Origin of the sequence: Guyparkeria hydrothermalis (assembly GCF_023555385.1) — a bacterium.
GTDB classification, from domain to species: domain Bacteria; phylum Pseudomonadota; class Gammaproteobacteria; order Halothiobacillales; family Halothiobacillaceae; genus Guyparkeria; species Guyparkeria hydrothermalis_A.
In genome coordinates this window covers 446,457-467,694 of record NZ_JAJSED010000001.1, presented here as the reverse complement: position 1 = coordinate 467,694, position 21,238 = coordinate 446,457, and the positions used below count along the sequence as shown (strand labels likewise).

Genomic DNA, 21,238 nt, shown 5'->3' with positions numbered 1-21,238 from the left:
GCGGCCAATGCTATCGTTTTCATCGTGCACCTTTTGCCCCCGAGGACCATCGATCCGTGAATCCCAGCACGCTACTCGGCATGTTCACCGGCCTGGCCATCGTCGTCGCGGCGATCGGACTCTCCACCGAGGATCCCACCAGCTTCCTGAACCTTCCCGGCCTTCTGCTCGTGGTCGGCGGCACGGTGGCCGCGACACTGGTGAGCTACCCCCTGCACGAGCTGCTGCGGGTCTTCCGCGTGTTCGGCATCGTCCTCAAGAACGAGCGGCTCTACGCCGAGCGCGACATCAACGAACTGGTCGAGGTGGCCAAGCTCAAGTTCCAGGGGCAGATCAGCCGCGCGGACGAAAAGCTCAACCGGATCAAGAACCCCTTTCTGCGCTCGGGCATGCAGATGGTGCTCGACGGGGCTTCCAGCGAGGATCTGATCACCCTGATGCAGTGGCGCATCTCTCGCATGCGAGCCCGCGAACGGGCGGAGGCACAGATTTTCCGCACCATGGCCACGTTCGCACCGGCCTTCGGCATGCTGGGCACGCTGCTCGGCCTGATCAACATGCTCAGCGCCATGGACGCCGACCAGTTCGGCGCCATCGGCACCAACATGGCACTGGCGCTGATCACGACGCTCTACGGCATCCTGCTCTCCAACATGTTTTTCAAACCGATCGCGCTGAAGCTCGAGCGGCGTACCGAGCAGCGCGTAATGCTGATGAACATGATGGTCGAGGGTGTGCTGCTAATGCAGGAGGAGCGATCGCCGGCCTTCATCCGCGAAACGTTGAGCTCCTTCCTCGCCCAGAGCGAGGACGAACTGCGTGATGGTGACCGCCGTGGCGAACGCGGAGCACGGCACCCAAGCCCGCGCCGTCGCCCCCGACAGGCCAGCGAATGAACGTCGTAAACGCCGATCCCGGTGACCGGGAGATCGAGCTGCAGGAAGCCCGCGTCGCCGCCGCGGCCCGCGACTCGGGACGCCCCTGGAGCGAGGGCTGGGAACCGGATGTCCGTCAGGTCGAGGACGATCAGTCCTACTGGCTGCTGACGATGGTCGACCTGATGACCCTGCTGTTGACGCTGTTCGTCCTTCTGGCTGCCTATGCCTATCAACACAAGGCCGAGAACCCGATCGCCCCCGGCAGCGGCGCACAGGTCGATCAGCCGGCCAATACCGATCGCCCGGCCGCCAGTGGTTCAACCGGCCAAATGGATCCACCAGATGCCGTCACCGGCGGTGATCAGCCGTATCCGGATGCCCGGACCGCCAGTGGCACCGCCCTGATCGGCGAGCGCAGCGATCTGGTGCTGGACCCACCTCGCAACGCGGACGCCCAACCCACAGCGTCGACCGCCGAGGAATCAAGCGCCGACGCGCAAGCCAGAGCCCTCGCCGAGCGGTTCGTCGGCATGGGCGAGAACATCGAGGTCTCCACCATCGCCGACCACGTCCAGTTGCGCGTCAAGGACAACATCCTGTTCCCCACCGGCGAAGCAAGTCTGTCCGCGTCGGGCGCCTCCCTGCTGGGCCAACTGGCGACACGCCTGACCGGAAGCGACTACCGGATCACCGTGGAGGGCCACACCGACAACCGCCCGATCGAGACCTGGCGGTATCCTTCCAACTGGGAGCTCTCGGCAGCCCGTGCGGCCGCGGTCGTGCGTCAGCTTATCGATGCCGGCATTCGTCCTCAGCGCCTGCACGCCGTCGGGTTGGCCGACACCCAGCCGATCGCAACTAATGACAATTCCGTCGGGCGAGCCGAGAATCGTCGTGTCGATCTGGTTCTGGAAATGCCCGCCCGCTAAGGAGAACGCCCCGTGACCGAGCCCCTCGTGCCTGATCCTGACTGGGAGCTGCATCCTCGACTGATGGCCGATACCGTGCCGGTCATTGCGCACGAGGGCATGCAGTTCCGCCTGATGAACGACCGCCGGTTCGTCTGGCTACTGGTCGTACCCATGTTGACGAATGCCGAGCAACTGCATCGACTGCCGGACGACTGGCACAGGCAGACAATGGCGGCACTCGACGCGGCCAGCCGGACGCTGGATGCGTTACATCACCCCGAACGAATCAATGTCGGCGCAATCGGCAACCTCGTACCCCAGCTTCACGTACACTGCGTGGCCCGCTTCCCCGACGACCCTGCCTGGCCAGGCGTCGTCTGGGGCGCAGGCGACCGGGAACCACTCATGCCGATCGAGCTGCTGGCCCGCGTCCAGCCAATCGCCGCTGGACTCGGTCGACGCCTTGCGAGAAACTCTGAGCGCACCGCGTAGCCACAACGATGGTGTTACCGGCCCACCTCGGGCCGGTTCAATGGAATGCGATAGAACACGGACCCAGGACGACCCGAATGCGACTGCTCCCCCTGCCGCTACAGTTTCTGATCTTCATTCTCGTGCAACTGGCGCTAAGTGCCGGATTGGTGTTCTACCTCGGCAACCTGGCCGAATCGAACGTCGAAACCTTCGCCGAGGCGAGCAGCGGCTTCGTCGACACGCACAAATCAATCGAACAGATCCGCAGCGACTATGCGTCGGTTGCCGCGAACGTGGAACGGACAGTGGCGAGCTTCACCCCCGGCGGTCGTCACGACGTGACCGAGCTGCGAGGCGAGCTCAAGCAAATTGCCTCGACGGTCCGCAACAGCGTCACCCTGGGCCCGTTGCGTGACAACCACCCCGGCGCGGTCAACAATCTGGCCGCGGCCATCGAGTCGCAGGCCAACGCGCTGGTCGAGGCAAGCCAGAACCTCCCCTCGGCCGACCGTGCCGAAGTCAGCCGCATCCAGGGCCAACTTGCCGACCAGCGAGCCCGCATTATGAGCAGCGGGTTCGGTGAGCTGATCGAGGCCGCCAACGACGAACTCGAATCCACCATGCGCGCCATCCGCGGCGCGAACGCGGCGGTCGTCGGCAACTACCAGCTGGTACTGGTCGCGTTCGTCGCCCTCCAGGCACTCCTGCTGATGGTGGTGCTCTGGCTCACCAATCGCCAGATCCGCCAGCTGGCCGACATCACCGAACGGATCGTCGCCGGCAGGCAGGCCAGCGCGGGCTCGCAACAGAAGCGCCGCGACCAGCTTGGCCGTATTGCTCGGAGCGTTCAGCAGTTCCGCAGTTCGCTGGTCAGCCTGTCGAATTCCCGGGAACAACTGCAGGCGATGCTCAAGAAGCACGACAAGGAGTCGCTCAGCCGCCGCCGGGCCGAGGGTTCGCTGCGCCTGACCGCCTCGGTATTCGACGAAGTCCAGGAGGCGGTGCTGGTCACGGACATCGAGGGCCACGTCACCCGCTCCAACCCCGCCGCGGAAAAACTGCTCGGTCTGACCGCAGTCCAGCTCTCCGAGCGACCGCTGCTTGAAATCCTTCTGCATCAGCCCGGCCACGTCATCGCCCCGATCTGGAAACACGTGCTGGAAGAAGGCGAGTGGCGCAGCGAGATCGAATTCACCCGTCCTGACGACGACAAGCCGCTGATTGCACTGGTTTCCATCCGGCTGGTCGGCGAGCCGCGCGAGGGACGTGGCCATGTGATCGTCGTCATCAACGACCACACCGAAATCCGGTCGCGGGAGCGCGAAATCCTCGCCCTCGCCCGCCTCGACCGTGTCACGGATCGACTCAATCGCGGCTATTTCGTTCAGCAGGTCGACACACAGATCCGCACCCATCCCGATCAGCCGTTTGCCTTGGTTGCCATCGGCCTCGACGGCTTCACCGCCTTCAATGAGGCGCTCGGCCGCCGCTTCGGCGACCGCATCCTGCGCGTCATCGGTGACCGGCTCGCCGAGATGACTGCGCCACGCGCGCAATTGGCGCGTGTCGATGGTGACGAATTCGCCTTCCTGGTGTTTGCCGAGGAGGAAGAAGCGCTCGACGAAACGGTCGAGGCGGCAATGCGGGAAGCGCACAGTGTCACCACACGCCGCGTTGAGCTGGCTGGTTATCGTCTGGATATCCGGGCCAGCGTGTCTTCCGCTCACTACCCGGCAGAGGGCAAGACCTCGGAAGAACTGTTGCGGATCACGGACAACGGCCTATCGGAGGCCAAGTCCCAGGGTGGCAACCGGATCATCGGGCATGCCGAGGGGCATACCCAGGCCGCTGAACGACGCTTCGAACTCACCCAGGCCCTGGGCAAGGCGCTCGGCAATCGCGAAATGCGCGTGCACTACCAGCCGCAGGTATCCCTCGCAAGCGGCGCCTTGCTGGGATTCGAGGCGCTGATGCGCTGGCGCTACCGTGGTGACTGGATATCGCCGTCCGAATTCATTCCGCTGGCGGAAGAGCACAACCTGATCGGTGAATTCACCGAATGGGCGTTGACCCACGCCTGCCGGCGGATCGCCGATTGGCAGCGCCAGTCCGGTCAGGAATTCACCATTTCGATCAACATGCCGCCGCAGTTGCTGCTGCTCGACAAGATCGGGGAACGGCTGATTCAGATCGCTCGTGCCGCGAACCTGCCCACCTCGTCCATTGTGCTCGAAATCACCGAAAGCGATTTCGGCTCCGATCCGGCCCTGCTGGCCGAGCGGCTGCACCAGCTCGCCATGCAGGGATTCGCCATTGCGATCGACGACTTCGGCACGGGACACTCCTCGCTCGCGTACCTCAACAACCTGCCGATCACGAAGCTCAAGATCGACAAGCAGTTTGTCGACGAAATCGTCCACAGCGAGGACGCTCGCAAACTGCTCGGATCGATTCTGGCCATGGCCGAGAAGCTCGAATTCGAGGTCGTAGTCGAAGGGGTGGAAACGCCACAACAGCTGGTCGAGCTGCGCAAGTTCGGCAGCCGGCTGCAGATCCAGGGCTTCGTCTTCTCCCGGCCGTTCGATGAGGACTACTGGGATGGTGAGTTCATGCACGGCAAGGTGCCGAACTATCCGGTGCCGGACATCCAGCCTCCGCGCCAAACCGACTAACGGCGAGCGCCAATGTCCACGAAAAAGCCCGCCCCGGCTGCTCGCCCGGGCGGGCTTTCTTTTCGCAGGCTCGCCTTCGATTAGGCCGGGATCAATGAGCCTCGTCCCAGCTCTCGCCGATGCCGACACCCACTTCCAGCGCCACTCGTAGATCGGCCGCGGCGATCATGATGCGCTCGATTTCCTTTGCAAGCGCCTCGGCTTGATCGGCCGGTGCCTCGAAGATCAACTCGTCGTGCACCTGGATGATCATGCGGGCCTGTCCCTTCGCGACCACGCTCTCCTGTAGCGCCAGCATCGCCCGCTTGATGATGTCGGCGGCCGTGCCCTGCATGGGTGCGTTGATCGCGGTGCGCTCGGCGTACTGGCGACGCTGGCCGTTGCGGCTCTTGAGCTCGGGCAGGTACAGGCGCCGACCGAAGACGGTCTCCACGTAGCCACGTTCGTGAGCTCGCTTGCGGGTCTCGTCCATGTACCGCGCGACCCCCGGATAACGGGCAAAGTAGCGGTCGATGTAGTCCTGGGCCTCGATCCGGCCCACGCCGATCTGACGCGCCAGGCCATACGCCGACATGCCGTAGATCAGCCCGAAGTTGATCGCCTTGGCGGCGCGACGCTGCTCGTCGCTCACCTCACCACCGCCAGCGAACACCTCGCGGGCGGTCGCCCGGTGGATGTCCTCGCCGTGGGCAAAGGCCGTCAGCAGCCCCTCGTCGCCGGACAGGTGCGCCATGATGCGCAACTCGATCTGCGAATAGTCCGCAGATATCAGCTTGTGCCCCGGGGTAGCGACAAACGCCTTGCGGATGCGCCGCCCTTCCTCGGTGCGGATCGGAATGTTCTGCAGATTGGGATTGGACGACGACAGCCGACCGGTGGCGGTCACGGCCTGGTGGAACATGCTGTGCACCCGACCGGTATCCGGATCGATGCGCTCGGGCAGCCGGTCGATGTAGGTGCTCTTGAGCTTGGTCAGGCTGCGATAGTCGAGAATCAGTTGGGCTAGCGGATGCTCGTCGACCAGCGCCGACAGGGCCTCCTCGTTGGTGGAAGGCTCCCCCTTGGGCGTCTTGACCTTGACCGGTAGCTCCATCCGCTCGAACAGAATCGCCTTGAGCTGCTTGGTCGAACCGAGGTTGAACGCCTCGCCGACGATCTCGTGCGCCTCGGCCTCGATTGCCGTGATCCGCTCTCCGATCGCCTCGCCCTGACGCGCCAATTCCTCGCCATCGACTGCGACACCGGCGCGCTCCATGGCGAACAACACCGGCACCAGCGGCCGTTCGATTTCCTCGTAGACCGACATCAGGGACGACTCCTGGGCGAGCTTCGCCCGCAACCGGTCGGCCAGCTGCAGGGTGATGTCCGCGTCCTCGGCGGCATAAGGCGAGGCCACATCAATCTCGATCTGGTCGAAGGTCAGCTGCTTGGCGCCCTTGCCGGCAATCTCCTCGAAGGTCGTGGTCTGGTGCGACAACTCGCGCGCGGCAAGCGTGTCCATGTCGTGACGCGAGGCGGTCGGGTCGAGCACGTAGGACTCGAGCATGCTGTCGTCGACCAGGCCACGTAGCGTGATGCCGTGGTTGGCCAGCGCATGCATGTCGAACTTCGCGTTCTGCAGGATCTTGGTGGGCCGCTCGTCCTCCAGCCACGATTTCAGCCGTTCGAATACCGCCTCGCGATCCAGCTGGGGCTCGATCCGTTCGCCGTGGGCATCGACGTGCGCCAGCGGCACGTAGATGGCCTCGTGTGGCTCGACGGCAAACGACAGGCCAACCACCGCCATCTGCATCGGCTCCAGCGAGTTGGTCTCGGTGTCGAAGGCCACGCGCGGGGCCACCTCGATGCGCTCGATCCACTCGTCGAGCGCCGCCATGTCGGTAACGGTTCGGTAGTCCACCTCGGGACGCTCTGCCGCCTCGACCGCCGATTCGCCCTCGGCCAGTCCCTGTTCGCCGAACCAGCGGCGCAAGGTGTTCAGGCCGTAGCGATCAGCCATTGCCAGCCCGGTTTGCACGTCGGGCGCCTCGATCACCAGATCGTTGAGCTTCACCGGCAGGTCGCAGTCCGTGCGGATAGTGACCAGTTCACGGCTGATGGGCAGAAATTCGAGCGAGTCACGCAACGCCTGGCCGACCTTGCCCTTGATCTCCTCGGCATGCGCGATGATGTCGTCAAGCGAGCCGTACTGGCTGATCCACTTGGTAGCCGTCTTCGGCCCGCAACCGGGCACGCCGGGGATGTTGTCCACCTTGTCGCCGACCAGCGCGAGGAAGTCGATGAACTGCGCCGGGCTGATGCCGTACTTCTCCTCGACGGCCTCAACGTCCGTTGTCTTGTTGCTCATGGTGTTGACCAGCGTCACGCTCGGGGCAACCAGCTGGGCGAAATCCTTGTCCGCGGTGGCGACGATCACCTCCTCGTCTTTCTCGCGCGCTTCGTGCATGAGCGTGCCGATCACGTCGTCAGCCTCGACCCCCTCAACGCACAGCAGCGGAAAACCCAGCGCGCGCACTAGTGCGTGGACCGGCTCGATCTGCACCCGCAGGTCGTCCGGCAACGGCGGGCGGTGGGCCTTGTACTCGGGGTAGATGTCGTCGCGAAAGGTCTTGCCCGGGGCGTCGAACACCACTGCCATGTGGCTGGGGTTGGCCTCGCGGCGCATCTTCAACAGCATGTTGATCACGCCGTGCATCGCCCCGGTCGGCGTGCCGTCTGGCGCGTTGAGCGGCGGCAGAGCGTGGAAGGCGCGGAACAGGAAGGAACTGCCGTCGACGAGAATCACGGGTCCGTTGCGGTCGGACATGGTAGGATTTGCCCCTTTGAAACCGTGGGTTGGGATGGCCGGGCGCGAGTCCGGACGCGGCTTTCGGCGCATCGACGGGACTCGCGCAGGCGACGTCCTTGGGTGCCGATACTATGCCACAGGCCGCCAACTCGTCGTCCGCCCCCGACCCGGTTCGAACCCGTTTGCGAACAGCCAGCGCCAATGAGCAGAAAGCTACCGAATCACCCGACCCGTCTGGACCAGCAGCAGCGGCTCTCACAGGAGTCATGGAAGGTCTTCCAGATCATGGCCGAGTTCGTACACGGCTACGAGACGCTGGCGAGCATCGAGCCGGCGGTCAGCATCTTCGGCTCGGCGCGTTACAACGACGACAACCCCTGGTATGGCCTGACCGTCGAAGTGTCGGAGAAACTCTCCAACGCCGGTTTCTCGGTGATCTCCGGCGGTGGCCCCGGCATCATGGAAGCGGCCAACAAGGGCGCACAGGCAGGCGGCGCCCCAAGCGTGGGCTTGAATATTGCCCTGCCCCACGAACAAATGGATAACGCCTACCAGGACATCTCCCTGCATTTCCAGCACTTCTTTGCCCGCAAGGTGATGTTCGTCAAGCACGCCTCGGCCTACGTGGTCATGCCGGGCGGTTTTGGCACGCTCGACGAACTGGCGGAGATCCTCACGCTGGTACAGACCGGCAAGTCGCGGCGCATCCCGATCATCCTGGTGGGCTCGAGTTTCTGGCAGGGACTGATCGACTGGTTCCGGGCCCAACTGCTTGGCGAGAAGACCATCGCCGAGGAGGACATGGACCTGTTCACCCTTTGCGACACGGCTGACGAAGCGGTGGACGCCATCTTCGATTTCTACCGCAACCGCGGTGTTACGGCGACCGAGGAAGAACAGCAGAAGCTGCTCGACCTCTGATCCCGACTCACCCCAGGGCACACTTCCTACACAGACGAGACCGTCATGTCGGTTTTTACCAAGGTCGATACCGATCAGCTCGAGAGGTTCCTTCAACAGTTCGACTGCGGCGAGCTGATCGAGCACCGGGGCATTGCCGCGGGCATCGAGAACACCAACTACTTCGTCACCACAACCGGTGGACGGTATGTCCTGACGCTGTTCGAGAACCACGGTGCCGACGAGCTGCCGTTCTTCCTCGACCTGATGGCCTACCTCGCCGAGCACGACGTGCCGACCGCGCATCCGGTGCCCACGCGTGACGGCAAGTACCTGACCGAACTCAACGACCGCCCCGCCGCCCTGGTTCAGCGCCTTACCGGTGGCTCGCTCGATCACCCCAACCCGGCGGCCTGCGCGGAGATCGGTCACACTCTGGCCCGCTTCCACCGGGTCTCGGCGGACTTCCCGGAATACCGCGCCCCCGACCGCGATCTCGCCTGGGCAGAACAGGTCGCCGAGCAGCTCGACGAACGAGCCACCGAGGAAGAACGGACCCTGCTCGCCGACGAACTCGCCTTCCAGCGTGGCGAATCCCGCGACGGCCTGCCGCGAGGCGCGATCCACGCCGACCTGTTCCGTGACAACGCCCTGTTCGACGACGGGCGACTCACCGGGATCATCGATCTCTACTACGCCTGCACCGATGCGTTCGCCTATGACTTGGCGGTGACCCTCAACGACTGGTGCGTCGACGAGGGGGGACAGTCACGTCCGGCGGAACGCGACGCGTTGCTGTCCGCCTATCTGGCCGAACGTCCCTTCAATACGGCCGAGCAAAAGGCGTGGCCGGGTCTGTTGCGCGCGGCGGCGATGCGCTTCTGGGTCTCGCGCATGCAGGACCAGTACTTCCCGCGGGCGGCCGAGATGACTTACATCAAGGATCCGACCCCGTTCCGGCGGATCCTTGAGCATCACCGCGATGCGGGCGCACGAACGGCAGCCTGGATCACGTCGAATCTGCCGCACGAGGCAAGCTCATGAGCGACGCCCGACCATCCAGCCGGCTGACAACGCTGGTCGACCGTCTCGACCGGGTCAACGAGTGGATCGGGCGTATCACCGCCTGGCTTGGCCTGCTGCTCACGCTGACCGTGTTCGGCGTGGTCGCACTGCGTTACGGGCTGTCCGACAGCAACCAGTGGCTGTCCGAATCGATCTACTACTGGTTCGCGCTGATGTTCATGCTCGGCATGGGCTACACCTACCGCCACGACGGTCACGTACGGGTTGACGTGCTCTCGCGCGGCGCCTCGCCACGGCGGCGTGCATGGATCGAGATCGTCGGCATCGTGCTGCTGCTTTGGCCGGTCTGCCTGTTCATCGCCGTCAGCAGCTTCGAGTACGTCGGCAACAGCTGGGCGATGCGCGAGGGTTCGCCCGAGCCCGGCGGCATCCCGCTGCTCTACCTGCTGAAAAGCCTGCTGATCGTGATGCCGGCGCTGCTGTTCTGGCAGGGCCTGGTCGAACTGCTTCGCCAGATCGCCCGTCTGCGCCACCAGTCGCCGACCGAACCCGATCACGGCTCGATCGAGGAGGGAATGTAAGCCATGGAGTGGTTGCTTCTCCTCATGATCGTGACCGTGTTCGCCGCCCTGCTGAGCGGCTTTCCGGTCGCCTTCACGCTCGCCGGCGTCTCGCTGCTGTTCGCCGGGCTCGGCACCCTGCTCGGCCAGTTCGACTACGCCCTGCTGGGTGCGACCCCGAACCGGCTGTTCGGCATCATGCTCAACCAGACGCTGGTGGCTGTGCCGCTGTTCGTTCTGATGGGCGTGCTGCTGGAAAAGGCACGCGTGGCCGACGATCTGCTCGAGAACATGAGCGCGCTATTCGGCCGCCGCCCCGGCGGATTGGGCCTGTCGATGATGCTGGTCGGCGCGATTCTCGCCGCCAGTACAGGCATCGTCGGGGCCACCGTGGTCACACTCGGCCTGATCGCGCTGCCCGTCATGCTGCGCCGTGGCTACGACCCGCGCCTGGCCAGCGGCTCGGTGGCAGCCGCCGGCACGCTGGGGCAGATCATCCCGCCGTCGATCATCCTTGTACTGCTCGGCGACCAGCTCTCCAACGCCTATACCCAGGCCCAGCTGGAACAGGGCATCTTCTCGCCGGAAACGGTCGCCGTGGGCGATCTGTTCAGCGGCGCACTGATTCCCGGCCTAATCCTCGTGGGTGCCTATGCCGCCTACATCCTGTTCGTCGCGTGGCGCCAGCCGCACCGCGTACCGGGACTCACCGCCGATGAACTCGCGCAGCGACCGCCAATCGGCCGCCTGCTGCTGGCACTGGCACCGCCGATCCTTCTCATCGTGCTGGTACTGGGATCGATCATGGGCGGAATCGCCACGCCGACAGAAGCGGCGGGCGTGGGAGCCGTGGGTGCCCTGCTGCTGGCCCTGCTCAAGCGGCGCCTGACCTGGCCGGTCCTGCAGGACAGCCTGACGTCGACCCTGCGCGTGACGGCGATGGTGTTCATGATCTTCATCGGCGCCTCGATCTTCTCGCTGGTCTTCCGCGGCTTTGGCGGAGACGCGCTGGTCCACGACCTGCTCTCCGGACTGCCCGGCGGCGCCATGACCGCCCTACTGCTAGTGATGGTGGTCGTGTTCCTGCTGGGCTTCATGCTCGATTTCATCGAGATTACCTTCGTCGTGGTACCCATCGTCGCGCCGGTACTGCTGATGATGGGCATCGACCCGGTCTGGCTGGGCGTGCTGCTCGCGGTCAACCTGCAGACGAGCTTCCTCACCCCGCCGTTCGGTTTCTCACTGTTCTATCTGCGCGGGGCGGCGCCGGCCAGCATCGAGACGCGCCAGATCTACCGCGGCGTGCTGCCCTTCATCGCCATTCAGATCGCGGTCATCGCCTTGCTGGTGCTGTTCCCCGATCTCGTCACGTGGTTGCCGGAAAGCCTTGACGTGCGTGCCCACCAGTAAGCCCGATAGCGGCGCCCACCTGAGGCCGATCGAACTGGTCGGGCGGGACGAACGGGTACGCATCGATTTCCCGCTGGCGCTTGCCCCCATGGCCGGCATTTCCGATCGCCCGTTCCGCCAGCTTTGCCACGACCAGGGTGCGGGTCTCGTGATCAACGAGATGGTCAGCAGCAAGCCCGAGCTGCGCAACACGCGCAAGAGTGAACAACGTCGGCTACGCCCCGACGACCCCGAGCCGCGTGCCGTCCAGTTACTCGGCAACGACCCCGACGACCTGGCCCAAGCCGCCCGTCAGGCCTACGCCGACGGCGCGCAGATCATCGATATCAACCTTGGCTGTCCGGCCAAGAAGGTCTGCCGAAAGGCCGCCGGCTCGGCGCTGATGGCCGAGCCCGACACCGTCGCCCGGCTCCTCGAGGCAACCGTCGAAGCCGTGCCCTGCCCGGTCACGTTGAAGATGCGCACCGGTCCCGACGACTCGCAGCGCAATGCCCCCGAAATCGCCCACATCGCCGAGAACGCCGGCATTGCCATGCTGAGCATTCACGGACGAACACGGGCTCAAAAATACACCGGCTCGGCCGAATACGACACCATCGCGCAGGTGGTTGCCGAGCGTGGCATCCCGGTCCTGGCCAACGGCGACATCGACTCCGTTCCGGACGCCTTCCACGTGCTCTCGGCCACCGGTGCGGCCGGACTGATGATCGGCCGGGCAGCCTTCGGCCGGCCGTGGCTCTTCGCCCAACTGCGCGCCGCCCTCGAGAACCGCGGCGTGCCCGAGGAGCCTGCCCCGACCGAGATCATGAGTTTCGTGAGAGCGCAATTCGAGAAAATTTATTCCCATTACGGAAATGTGATGGGCGTTCGCATCGCGAGGAAGCACTGGGGGTGGTATTCTTCACGGCTCCCGATTGAGGAAGGGATGCGCAAGGAGTTCAACCGGCTGGAGACCATCGAGTCCCAGCGCCATTGGCTCGACCGGCGGGAGGCCGACCTGACCTAGGACGCTTGCCGCAACGGCATCCCGGATAGCCGATCACATACGGATCGGTGAAAAGGTCGGTCGGCCTGATGAAGGTCATTCATCACGCCGGCCGGAGGGCCCAGCCAAGCAGCGTTGTGTTCATGACCATGACCTACTCCACCAGCACATCCGCCGACTCCGCACCCGCCCTCAACGGAACCGCTCGCCGCGCGGCCGAGTGCCACCGTGACGTGCACGAGACCATCATCGACGCGCTCGACATCCTCTGGGACGCGTTCGAGGAAGATCAGCCCAGCAACCTCTACCAGCTGGTAATGGGCCAGGTCGAACGCCCGCTGCTAGCCCGCGTCCTCGAGCGTTGCGATCACAACCAGAGCCGCGCGGCCGCCTGCCTGGGCATCAACCGCAGCACCCTGCGAAAAAAGCTCCGCGACCACGACCTCATCTGAGCCCGGCTGGGTCCACTTTTCCCGGCACTTCTTCCCGCTGATTCGACGTTGACGCTGGCACCTCTGCCACGCGACTTCCGACCCGCTGTTGTATGCGCGCAAACGGCGCCACGTCCCTCTTCCCAATCCGATCGATATTTTGCTTTTCCACCCCGGAAAAACGCGGTATAACGCGCCGGAAATCGGCTGGTCAGCCTCGGGAGTCGGGTGCCGGCCCGGATGCCGCGAGGAGCCTCCTCCCGCATCCGGGTTCCATGATGGCCCAAAGGGATATCGGCGTCCGACGCCTTCGCCATGACCGTCGATCGATGCCAACGCGACGCGGCCACACCGCGCGCCTTGAACGTATTGATCTCGGGGAGACAGACATGAGCAAGGAAACCGACTACCAGGATCTCGACGACGCCTGGGACGACGACGATTCGGACGACGAGCAGGAAAGCGATAACCTGCTCGACAGCATTGCCGGTCACAAGGATGCCCGCCGGCGTCTCGACGACCTGCTAGAGGAACGACGACTGCGCGCGGCGATGGACGACGATTTCTGAGATCGATGTCGCGCCACGTTTCCGAATCGCCACCCTGACGGAGTCGCCACATGGCAGACAGCTCGACCCACCCGCACCGCTTGCCAGACCGGCTCGTCCTCGCCCTCGGTCTGGCAAGCGGGCTGGTGGCGGTGGTGCTTGGCGCCATCGGCGCCCACGGGCCTCTTGCCCCGAGCGCACTCACCTACCAGCGTCAGCTGGATACGGCCACCCTGTTCCACCTGGTCCACAGCCTGGGATTGATGATCCTGGCCTTCTGGCCGTCTACCGCCCTTTGGCGCCGGGGGATTGCCCTGGCCTGGTGCCTGGGCCTGGCTCTCTTCGCCGGCAGCCTGTATGCGCTGGCCCTGTTTGCCGCACCGTGGCCGGGGGCACTGACACCGCTGGGTGGCCTGCTCCTGATGCTCGGCTGGCTGGGTTGGTTAGTCGGATCGCTCGGCGCCAGTCGGACCCCGTAAGCGGGCAACAAAAAACCCGACGAACCCCATCCTCGGTTCGCCGGGCCTCGTCCGCCCCGCTTCCAAGCGCTACTCGGTCAGGTAGAAGTGCCGGCGGAACTCGGCGCGAAACGCGCCATGACAGTCGAGACAGGACGTCTGCAGGCGCGCAAAAGCGTTGATCACTTCACGGCCATCGCCTTCGTCGGCGCTCTCCGCCAGTTCCGCCGCATCCGAATGCACCGCCTTGTCGTACTCGGCGAATTTCGCATGACGGTCCCCCGTAAACGCCCTGATCCGTCGTCGCTCCTCGGCGGGTGGCCGGGAATGCTCGGCGATGGCACGCGCCTCGCTGGCCACCCATTCCCAGTCCTCATGGTTGATCGCCTGAACGATACGTTGCGTGTGCTCGCCCAGTTGCTCCATCATTTCGTGAAACTCGTGAACGCGGTCGTGTCGATCCTCGCCCTCGCTACCAATGGCCGGCCCGGCCAGCGTCAGCGCAGCGAAGACAGCAGGGATCAGCTGGGTTGTGCATCGTTTCATCCAGAGCCACCTCCATCACGTCAGCTCGGGGTTATACGCCTGAGAGCATAGTTCAGGACGCATGCGCGCAAGCCGCGTGATTTCCCACAGGCTGCGTCGCGCGCCCGATTTCGGTACCATTCGCGTTTTTGCGCCAGGAATACGCATGTCCCAAACCAGCTTCGAGTACGATGATCTGATCCGTTGCGCCAAGGGCGAGATGTTCGGCCCGGGCAATGCGCAGCTGCCGCTGCCGCCGATGCTGATGTTCGACCGCATCAACCTCATCACCGACGAAGGCGGCGAATTCGGCAAGGGCGAAATGCATGCTGAACTGTCGATCCACCCGGATCTCTGGTTCTTCGGCTGCCATTTCGAAGGCGACCCGGTCATGCCGGGCTGCCTCGGCCTCGACGCCATGTGGCAGCTGGTCGGCTTCTTCCTCGGCTGGAGCGGTGGCAAAGGTCACGGACGCGCGTTGGGCGTTGGTGATGTAAAATTCTCGGGACAGGTTCTGCCGAGGAACAAGAAGGTCGAATACCGCGTGCAGATGAAGCGCGTCATCATGCGCAAGCTGACCATGGGTATTGCCGATGCGCAGATGCTCTGCGACGGCACGGTCATCTACGAGGCCAAAGACCTTCGCGTCGGACTGTTCACCAGTACAGAAGCACTTTCGGAGTAAGCTCTATAATGCGCCGAGTCGTCATTACCGGCATGGGCATCGTGTCCAGCCTGGGTAACAACTGCAAAGAGGTGCTCGCCTCGTTGAAGGAAGGTCGCTCCGGTATCGAGCGCAATCCGGAACAGGTCGAGCATGGTTTCCGCTCGCACGTCGCCGGCACCCTCAAGATCGATCCGTCCGAGCACATCGATCGCAAGCTGATGCGATTCATGGGCTCCGCTGCCGCCTACAACTACCTGGCGATGCAGGAGGCGATCGAGCAGGCCGGCCTGACCGAGGAGCAGGTCTCCACCCCGCGCGCCGGCCTGATCACCGGGTCCGGTGGCTCCTCCTGCGAGAACATCGTCCAGACGGCGGACGTCGCCCGCGAGCGCGGCATAAAGCGCGTCGGCCCCTACATGGTCACCCGGACCATGGGCTCGACAACCTCTGCCTGCCTCGCCACGCCGTTCAAGATCAAGGGCATCAACTACTCGATCAGCTCGGCCTGCTCGACTTCCGCGCACTGCATCGGCGCCGGCGTCGAGCAGATCCAGTTCGGCAAGCAGGACGTGATCTTCGCCGGTGGCGGCGAGGAGCTGCACTGGTCGCTGTCGGCGATGTTCGACGCCATGGGCGCCCTGTCCTCGAACTTCAACGACACCCCGGACAAGGCCTCGCGTCCCTACGACGTCGACCGTGACGGCTTCGTCATCGCCGGCGGCGGCGGCATGGTGGTACTCGAGTCGCTCGAGCATGCCCAGGCCCGTGGCGCGAACATCATCGCCGAGGTCACCGGCTACGGCGCCACGTCCGACGGCTACGACATGGTCCAGCCGTCCGGCGAAGGCGCGGTGCGCTGCATGCAGCAGGCGCTGGCGACCGTCGATGCACCGATCGACTACGTCAACGCACACGGCACCAGCACCAAGGTGGGCGACCTGCGCGAGCTGCAGGCGATGACCGAGGTCTTCGGCGACCACCAGCCGATCGTCACCTCGACCAAGTCGCTCTCCGGCCATGCGCTGGGCGCGGCAGGCGTCCACGAGGCGATCTACTCGCTGCTGATGATGCAGAATGACTTCGTCGCGGCCTCGGCCAACGTCGAGAACCTCGAGCCGGAAGCCGAAAATGCGAACATCGCCACCGAGAAGCTCGAAGGCAAGCGGATCGACACGATCCTCTCCAACAGCTTCGGCTTCGGCGGCACCAACGCCTCGTTGGTGATGGAGCGCTTCAAGGACTGATCGCTCCAGCAGACCGGCGGCGTTATCGAGCCAGGCCCTATCGGCCTGGCTTTTTTTATTTTCGACGATTCGGTGTCGTCACGGCCCGGACCACAATCAGGCCATCAAGGCACTGTCGATGAGTTGCCGCGTGTAGTCGTGGCTCGGATTGCTCAGCAGCGTCTCCGTCTGTCCGCTCTCGATCACTTCGCCGTCAAGCATCACCACCACGTGATGCGCCAATGCCCGCACCACGGCGAGATCATGGGTGATCAGAAGATAGGTCAGGCCGTGCTCGGCCTGAAGGTCGCGCAGCAGCCGCAGCACCTGCAGCTGCACCGCGGCATCGAGCGCGCTGGTCGGCTCGTCGAGAATCAGGACCTTGGGCCTCAGAATCAACGCTCGTGCGATGGCAATGCGCTGGCGCTGCCCCCCGGAGAATTCGTGTGGATAGCGGGACATCACCTTCGGACTCAACCCGACCTCGGTGAGCACCTGCTCGATTTGCGCGTTTCGTTCGCTGCGCGTCAGGCCGGGTTCGTGGACATCCAGCCCCTCGCCCACGATCTGGGCGATGTTCATTCGCGGTGACAGGGCACCGAAGGGATCCTGGAACACGACCTGCAAATCACGCCGATACGGACGGAAGCGCTTCTCGGCCAACTCGTCGACCCGCCGCCCGGCAAGCCACACGGCGCCACTGGCCCCACCGGTCAGCTGCAACAACGCCAGGGCCAACGTGGTCTTGCCGGAGCCGGATTCGCCCACCACCCCGAGCGTCTGGCCCGCATGTAGAGCCAGATCGACGCCCTTGAGAATTTCGCTGCGCGTGTCCTCACCAAGCCAGCGGCGCTTGCCCACCACCACCCGAAGGTCACGGCAACGAAGCCGTTCGTCTGCCTCAGATCGAGGCGGATCGATCATCGGCGCCACCTGCCGAGCCTCCAGCAGCGTGCGCGTATAGCCGTCCTTGGGCTGGGAAAAGATTGTCTCCGTCGGCCCGGATTCGACGATCTGTCCGTTGCGCATCACCGCCACGCGATCGGCGTAACGTCGCACGACCGGCAGATCATGCGTGATCAACAGCAGGCTCATGCCGAGGCGCTGCTGCAACTCCACCAGGAGGTCCATGATGGTCTTGCGCAGGCCGGCATCCAGGGCCGTGGTCGGTTCGTCGGCGATCAGCAGACTGGGATTGCAGGCAATGGCCATGGCGATCATGGCGCGCTGACGCTGGCCGCCGGATAGCTGATGGGGCATCGCACGCATCACGCGGTCGGGTTGGGGCAGATGCACCTGATCGAGCAGCTCCCGGACACGCGTCCGCAACGACTCGCCGCGCAGCCCCAGGTGACGGCTGAGCACCTCGGCGATCTGCGCACCGATCGTTTTCAGTGGATTGAGCGCAGTCATGGGCTCCTGGAAGATCATGCCGACCCGGCCGCCGCGCAAGGCACGGATGCGCGGTTCGCTCATGCCGAGGACGTCCTCGCCCTCGAACCGGATACGCCCGCTGGTCGTGGCGTCACTAGCCTCGAACAGGCGCAGGATGGAAAGCGCAGTCACGGTCTTGCCGGACCCGGACTCGCCCACCAATGCAAGGCGCTCACCCTCCTCCACGGTCAAGGAGATACGACGTACCAGCGAGGCTTGACCCACCGACACGTCCAGGTCGGTGATTTCCAACAGGGGGCTCGATCGATTCGACTCCACGATTTTCCTCGTCGTTGTCCCGGCCAAGGGCCAAGGTGCGCGTTCGCTTATTTCCTCCCGACCACTGGCCCCTCTGGCGCGATGGTCAGACGCATTCTGACATTCCATGGTGTCATAACGAGTGGCTTTGCTAAGCGTCCACTCATGATCTAGCGTCAGTGCGTCGTTACCTCGAAACCGAGCGGTCGCCATGAATCACGTGGCGCGAGGGGAATTCCGCACATGCTCTATTCCATCGGCTCATTGCTGGCCTTCAGTTTCGTGATGTCGCTGATCGCGATCATCGCTCTGATCTGGGCTATCTATTCAAACCAGTTCGATATCTCGCAGGATCAGGCCCGCTCGATCCTCCCGGAAGGCGAGAACGAACAAACGACCGTTGGGGAAAACTCGTTCGGGCCACCCGAGCAACGATTGATCCTGTTCTTTTTCGTTACGGCCGTGACCTGGCTCGTGGTCGGCTCCGCATTCGGGCTGATCTCCTCGCTCAAACTCCATATCCCGGGCCTGCTGGACGGCAGTGCGCCACTGACGTTCGGCCGCATGCGCACCATGCACCTCAACAGTGTCGTCTACGGCTGGACCTCGCTTGCGGCACTCGGCACCGCACTCTGGCTCATCCCGACCTTGTTCCGCACACGCCTGCGGCATCCCGGGGCGGCCCTCTCGGGTGGCGTGCTGTGGAACCTCGCCACCGCCGCCGGCGTGATCGCGATCGGCTCCGGTTGGACCGACGGCATGGAATGGCTGGAATTTCCCTGGCAGATCGACATCGCACTGGCCGTCTCGGTGCTGCTGATCGGGATCTCGGTTCTCGCGACCGGCAAGCACCGCCAGATCAACCACATCTACGTCTCGGGCTGGTACATCAGTGCCTCGATGCTCTGGTTCCCGGTGCTGTTCATCACCGCGAACGTCCCGTCGCTCTACGCCGGCGCTCAGGCGGCGACGGTCAACTGGTGGTATGCCCACAACGTGCTCGGCCTGTGGGCCACCCCGCTCGGGCTCGCGGCCGCGTACTATTTCATCCCGCGCATCATCGGCAAACCCATCTTCTCCTACCGGCTTTCGCTACTGGGCTTCTGGGCCCTGGCGCTGTTCTACAGCCAAGTCGGACTGCATCACCTGGTCGGTGGGCCGATCCCAACCTGGGCCGTGACCCTTTCCGTGGTGCAGTCTGTGATGATGGTCGTCCCGGTCGTGGCCGTGGCGATCAACCAGCACACCCTGAGCCTCACCAATGGCTGGGCGTGGCGTGAGAGTATTCCTCTGCGGTTCGTGGCCCTGGGCGCGATTCTCTATACGATCGTATCCCTGCAGGGCTCCCTCGAAGCCGTCCGTGCGGTGAATACCGTCACCCACTTCACCCATTACACGGTGGGTCACGCGCATCTCGGCATGTACGGCTTCGTCGCGCTGGTCATGTTCGGCGCCATCTACTACATGCTTCCGCACCTGACAGGGCGGCGTTGGCCCTTCCCGGCCCTGATCACGTGGCATTTCTGGCTGGTCACCCTGGGGATCACGCTGTACGTCGGTGCCCTTACGATAGGCGGGTGGCTGCAGGGCCTCTCCATGCTCGATCCAGCCCGGCCATTCATGGAGAGTGTCCACGTAACCCTGCCCTACCTCACCACGCGCTCCGTGGGCGGCACCCTGATGACCCTGGGGCACCTCCTGTTCGCCTTCCATCTCATCGTGTTCCTGCTGCCTCGCAACGAGGCGGCAACGGCGGCAACCGCCAACGTACGAGCTAACGGAGGGACAGGACGATGAACCGACTTCTTCCTCTCGGTATCGTCGCCCTCGCCATCCTGGCGCTGGCGATGCTGTTTCTCGTCATCGGACCCGCCATGCAGATCGCGCCGATCGAGCCACCCGACGAACTGGAGCCCTACTCCAAGGCGGAGCTCCGGGGACGGGCACACTACGTCAACCTCGGCTGCGTCTACTGCCATTCGCAGCAGCCGCGCTCGTCGGCACAGGCCCCGGACGAGACCCGCGGATGGGGACGTGCCTCCACGCCGGCGGACTACGTCTACGACCGACCGCATCAGCTCGGCACGATGCGGACCGGGCCCGACTTGCTGAACATCGGGGTCAGACAACCGTCGCGCGACTGGCAACTGACACATCTCTACGCCCCACGCTCCCTTCACTCGGACAGCATCATGCCGGCCTTCCCGTTCCTGTTCGAGACCAAATCTTCGGCAGAGAGCGGCGACGTCGTGGTAAGCGTACCGGATGAATTCAAACCCGACGGCAAGGTGGTAGTCGCACGGCAGGCAGCACTCGACCTGGTGGCCTACCTGTTGAGCCTGGATCGCAGCTATCCGCCCGTGCGACGCGATCTTCGCGATAACGGCTACCGCAATTCCGGGGGTGACTCATGAGCAAGAAACGCCGCATCGAGTCGATCGCGGGTGTCCGAGACGAGTCATTCATCCCGTATGAGACGTACAAGCGCATTCCCTGGCCGGTCTACTCGGTGGTCATCGCGCTGGCCGCCTGGGGCGCGTTCACCCTGTTCAACGTGGACAGCGACGCTCCGGCGGTTGCGAACACGCCGACCAGCGAGCAAACCGCGAGCCGGGAGGCCGGATCCGGGGCTGCCTCCCCCGGACAGGCGGTCTTCAATGCCAACTGCGCGACCTGCCATCAGGAAGACGGCATCGGGCTGTCGGGCGCCGTCCCGCCCCTGGCCGGATCGTCGTTCGTCACCGGCCAGGCGGACGTCACCGCCAGCATTGTCCTGATGGGCGTAAGCGGCCAACTTGTCGTCAAGGGGGAGACGTACAACGGTCGCATGCCGACCTTCCGCAAGACGCTCAGCGACACCGAGATTGCCGCGGTGGTTACCTACATCCGGCAGGCCTGGGGCAACGATGCCGAGCCGATCACCGCCAGCAAGGTCGCCAAGGTGCGAAAGCGACTCGCCGACGATACCGCACCGCTCGATGGCAATCGGGGCATCGCGGCCCTGCTCACCGCGGATCGGTCCTCGTCGACTGGTTCCTCCAGTGATGCCCGCGCAACCTCGACCACTCGCTGACAGGAGACGTGCTCGTG

Annotated in this window: 20 protein-coding genes; 17 read left to right on the top strand and 3 right to left on the bottom strand. The window is 64.4% G+C overall.

Annotated elements, in window-relative coordinates; genetic code table 11:
- Positions 1-56: 56 nt before the first annotated feature.
- From LV476_RS02240 to LV476_RS02225, 4 genes are all read left to right on the top strand, one after another.
- On the top strand, positions 57-896 hold the full coding sequence (locus LV476_RS02240) for a motility protein A (RefSeq protein WP_250072858.1): 840 nt from the start codon (positions 57-59) through the stop codon (positions 894-896).
- Complete coding sequence (locus tag LV476_RS02235) at positions 893-1,807, top strand: OmpA/MotB family protein (protein WP_250072857.1); 915 nt, start codon at positions 893-895, stop codon at positions 1,805-1,807. Before LV476_RS02240 ends, LV476_RS02235 begins: the two co-directional genes overlap by 4 nt.
- A 12-nt stretch (positions 1,808-1,819) precedes the next feature.
- A complete protein-coding gene (locus LV476_RS02230) occupies positions 1,820-2,281 on the top strand; it encodes an HIT family protein (protein ID WP_250072851.1) in 462 nt (153 codons plus the stop codon).
- A gap of 77 nt (positions 2,282-2,358) precedes the next feature.
- Positions 2,359-4,935, top strand: coding sequence for an EAL domain-containing protein (locus LV476_RS02225; protein WP_250072850.1), 2,577 nt, complete (start codon positions 2,359-2,361; stop codon positions 4,933-4,935).
- Between the two features lie 91 nt (positions 4,936-5,026).
- Here the strand turns inward: LV476_RS02225 and polA are convergent, their stop codons facing one another.
- On the bottom strand, positions 5,027-7,741 hold the full coding sequence (gene polA, locus LV476_RS02220) for a DNA polymerase I (protein ID WP_250072848.1): 2,715 nt from the start codon (positions 7,739-7,741) through the stop codon (positions 5,027-5,029).
- A 183-nt stretch (positions 7,742-7,924) separates the two neighbouring features.
- Between polA and LV476_RS02215 the strand changes: the two genes are divergently transcribed.
- From LV476_RS02215 to LV476_RS02180, 8 genes are all read left to right on the top strand, one after another.
- Positions 7,925-8,644 carry a TIGR00730 family Rossman fold protein gene (locus LV476_RS02215; protein WP_250072846.1) on the top strand — a complete coding sequence of 240 codons (720 nt, stop codon included), beginning with the start codon at positions 7,925-7,927 and terminating at the stop codon, positions 8,642-8,644.
- Between the two features lie 45 nt (positions 8,645-8,689).
- On the top strand, positions 8,690-9,667 hold the full coding sequence (locus tag LV476_RS02210; protein ID WP_250072845.1) for a homoserine kinase: 978 nt from the start codon (positions 8,690-8,692) through the stop codon (positions 9,665-9,667).
- Positions 9,664-10,230 carry a TRAP transporter small permease subunit gene (locus tag LV476_RS02205; protein WP_250072839.1) on the top strand — a complete coding sequence of 189 codons (567 nt, stop codon included), beginning with the start codon at positions 9,664-9,666 and terminating at the stop codon, positions 10,228-10,230. Before LV476_RS02210 ends, LV476_RS02205 begins: the two co-directional genes overlap by 4 nt.
- 3 nt (positions 10,231-10,233) lie before the next feature.
- A complete protein-coding gene (locus tag LV476_RS02200) occupies positions 10,234-11,619 on the top strand; it encodes a TRAP transporter large permease (protein ID WP_250072836.1) in 1,386 nt (461 codons plus the stop codon).
- Entirely contained in the window at positions 11,606-12,625 is a 1,020-nt protein-coding gene (dusB, locus tag LV476_RS02195; protein WP_250072834.1) for a tRNA dihydrouridine synthase DusB, read from the top strand. Before LV476_RS02200 ends, dusB begins: the two co-directional genes overlap by 14 nt.
- Positions 12,626-12,747: 122 nt before the next feature.
- Complete coding sequence (locus LV476_RS02190; protein ID WP_250072832.1) at positions 12,748-13,056, top strand: helix-turn-helix domain-containing protein; 309 nt, start codon at positions 12,748-12,750, stop codon at positions 13,054-13,056.
- 368 nt (positions 13,057-13,424) lie between these two features.
- Entirely contained in the window at positions 13,425-13,604 is a 180-nt protein-coding gene (locus LV476_RS02185) for a PA3496 family putative envelope integrity protein (protein WP_250072830.1), read from the top strand.
- Between the two features lie 50 nt (positions 13,605-13,654).
- Positions 13,655-14,062, top strand: a complete 408-nt coding sequence (locus LV476_RS02180; RefSeq protein ID WP_250072829.1) for a DUF423 domain-containing protein — start codon at positions 13,655-13,657, stop codon at positions 14,060-14,062.
- Positions 14,063-14,131: 69 nt separating this feature from the next.
- Here the strand turns inward: LV476_RS02180 and LV476_RS02175 are convergent, their stop codons facing one another.
- On the bottom strand, positions 14,132-14,587 hold the full coding sequence (locus tag LV476_RS02175; RefSeq protein ID WP_250072827.1) for a cytochrome c: 456 nt from the start codon (positions 14,585-14,587) through the stop codon (positions 14,132-14,134).
- Positions 14,588-14,732: 145 nt separating this feature from the next.
- On the opposite strand from LV476_RS02175, the gene fabA reads away from it, so the two are divergent.
- Both fabA and fabB read left to right on the top strand, forming a co-directional pair.
- Complete coding sequence (gene fabA, locus LV476_RS02170) at positions 14,733-15,251, top strand: bifunctional 3-hydroxydecanoyl-ACP dehydratase/trans-2-decenoyl-ACP isomerase (protein ID WP_250076211.1); 519 nt, start codon at positions 14,733-14,735, stop codon at positions 15,249-15,251.
- An 8-nt stretch (positions 15,252-15,259) separates the two neighbouring features.
- Positions 15,260-16,477 carry a beta-ketoacyl-ACP synthase I gene (fabB, locus tag LV476_RS02165; protein ID WP_250072825.1) on the top strand — a complete coding sequence of 406 codons (1,218 nt, stop codon included), beginning with the start codon at positions 15,260-15,262 and terminating at the stop codon, positions 16,475-16,477.
- A gap of 96 nt (positions 16,478-16,573) precedes the next feature.
- Here fabB and LV476_RS02160 read toward each other — a convergent pair whose 3' ends face one another.
- On the bottom strand, positions 16,574-18,169 hold the full coding sequence (locus tag LV476_RS02160; RefSeq protein ID WP_250072823.1) for an ABC transporter ATP-binding protein: 1,596 nt from the start codon (positions 18,167-18,169) through the stop codon (positions 16,574-16,576).
- 222 nt (positions 18,170-18,391) lie between these two features.
- Between LV476_RS02160 and ccoS the strand changes: the two genes are divergently transcribed.
- Genes ccoS through LV476_RS02145 form a run of 3 tightly spaced genes read left to right on the top strand, consistent with a single transcriptional unit; the run spans position 18,392 to position 21,221 of the window.
- Positions 18,392-19,945, top strand: coding sequence for a cbb3-type cytochrome oxidase assembly protein CcoS (gene ccoS / locus LV476_RS02155; RefSeq protein ID WP_250072822.1), 1,554 nt, complete (start codon positions 18,392-18,394; stop codon positions 19,943-19,945).
- Positions 19,942-20,562, top strand: coding sequence for a cbb3-type cytochrome c oxidase subunit II (locus tag LV476_RS02150; RefSeq protein ID WP_250072821.1), 621 nt, complete (start codon positions 19,942-19,944; stop codon positions 20,560-20,562). The genes ccoS and LV476_RS02150 overlap by 4 nt, the downstream gene beginning before the upstream one ends.
- Entirely contained in the window at positions 20,559-21,221 is a 663-nt protein-coding gene (locus LV476_RS02145; protein WP_250072818.1) for a c-type cytochrome, read from the top strand. The genes LV476_RS02150 and LV476_RS02145 overlap by 4 nt, the downstream gene beginning before the upstream one ends.
- Positions 21,222-21,238: the final 17 nt, after the last annotated feature.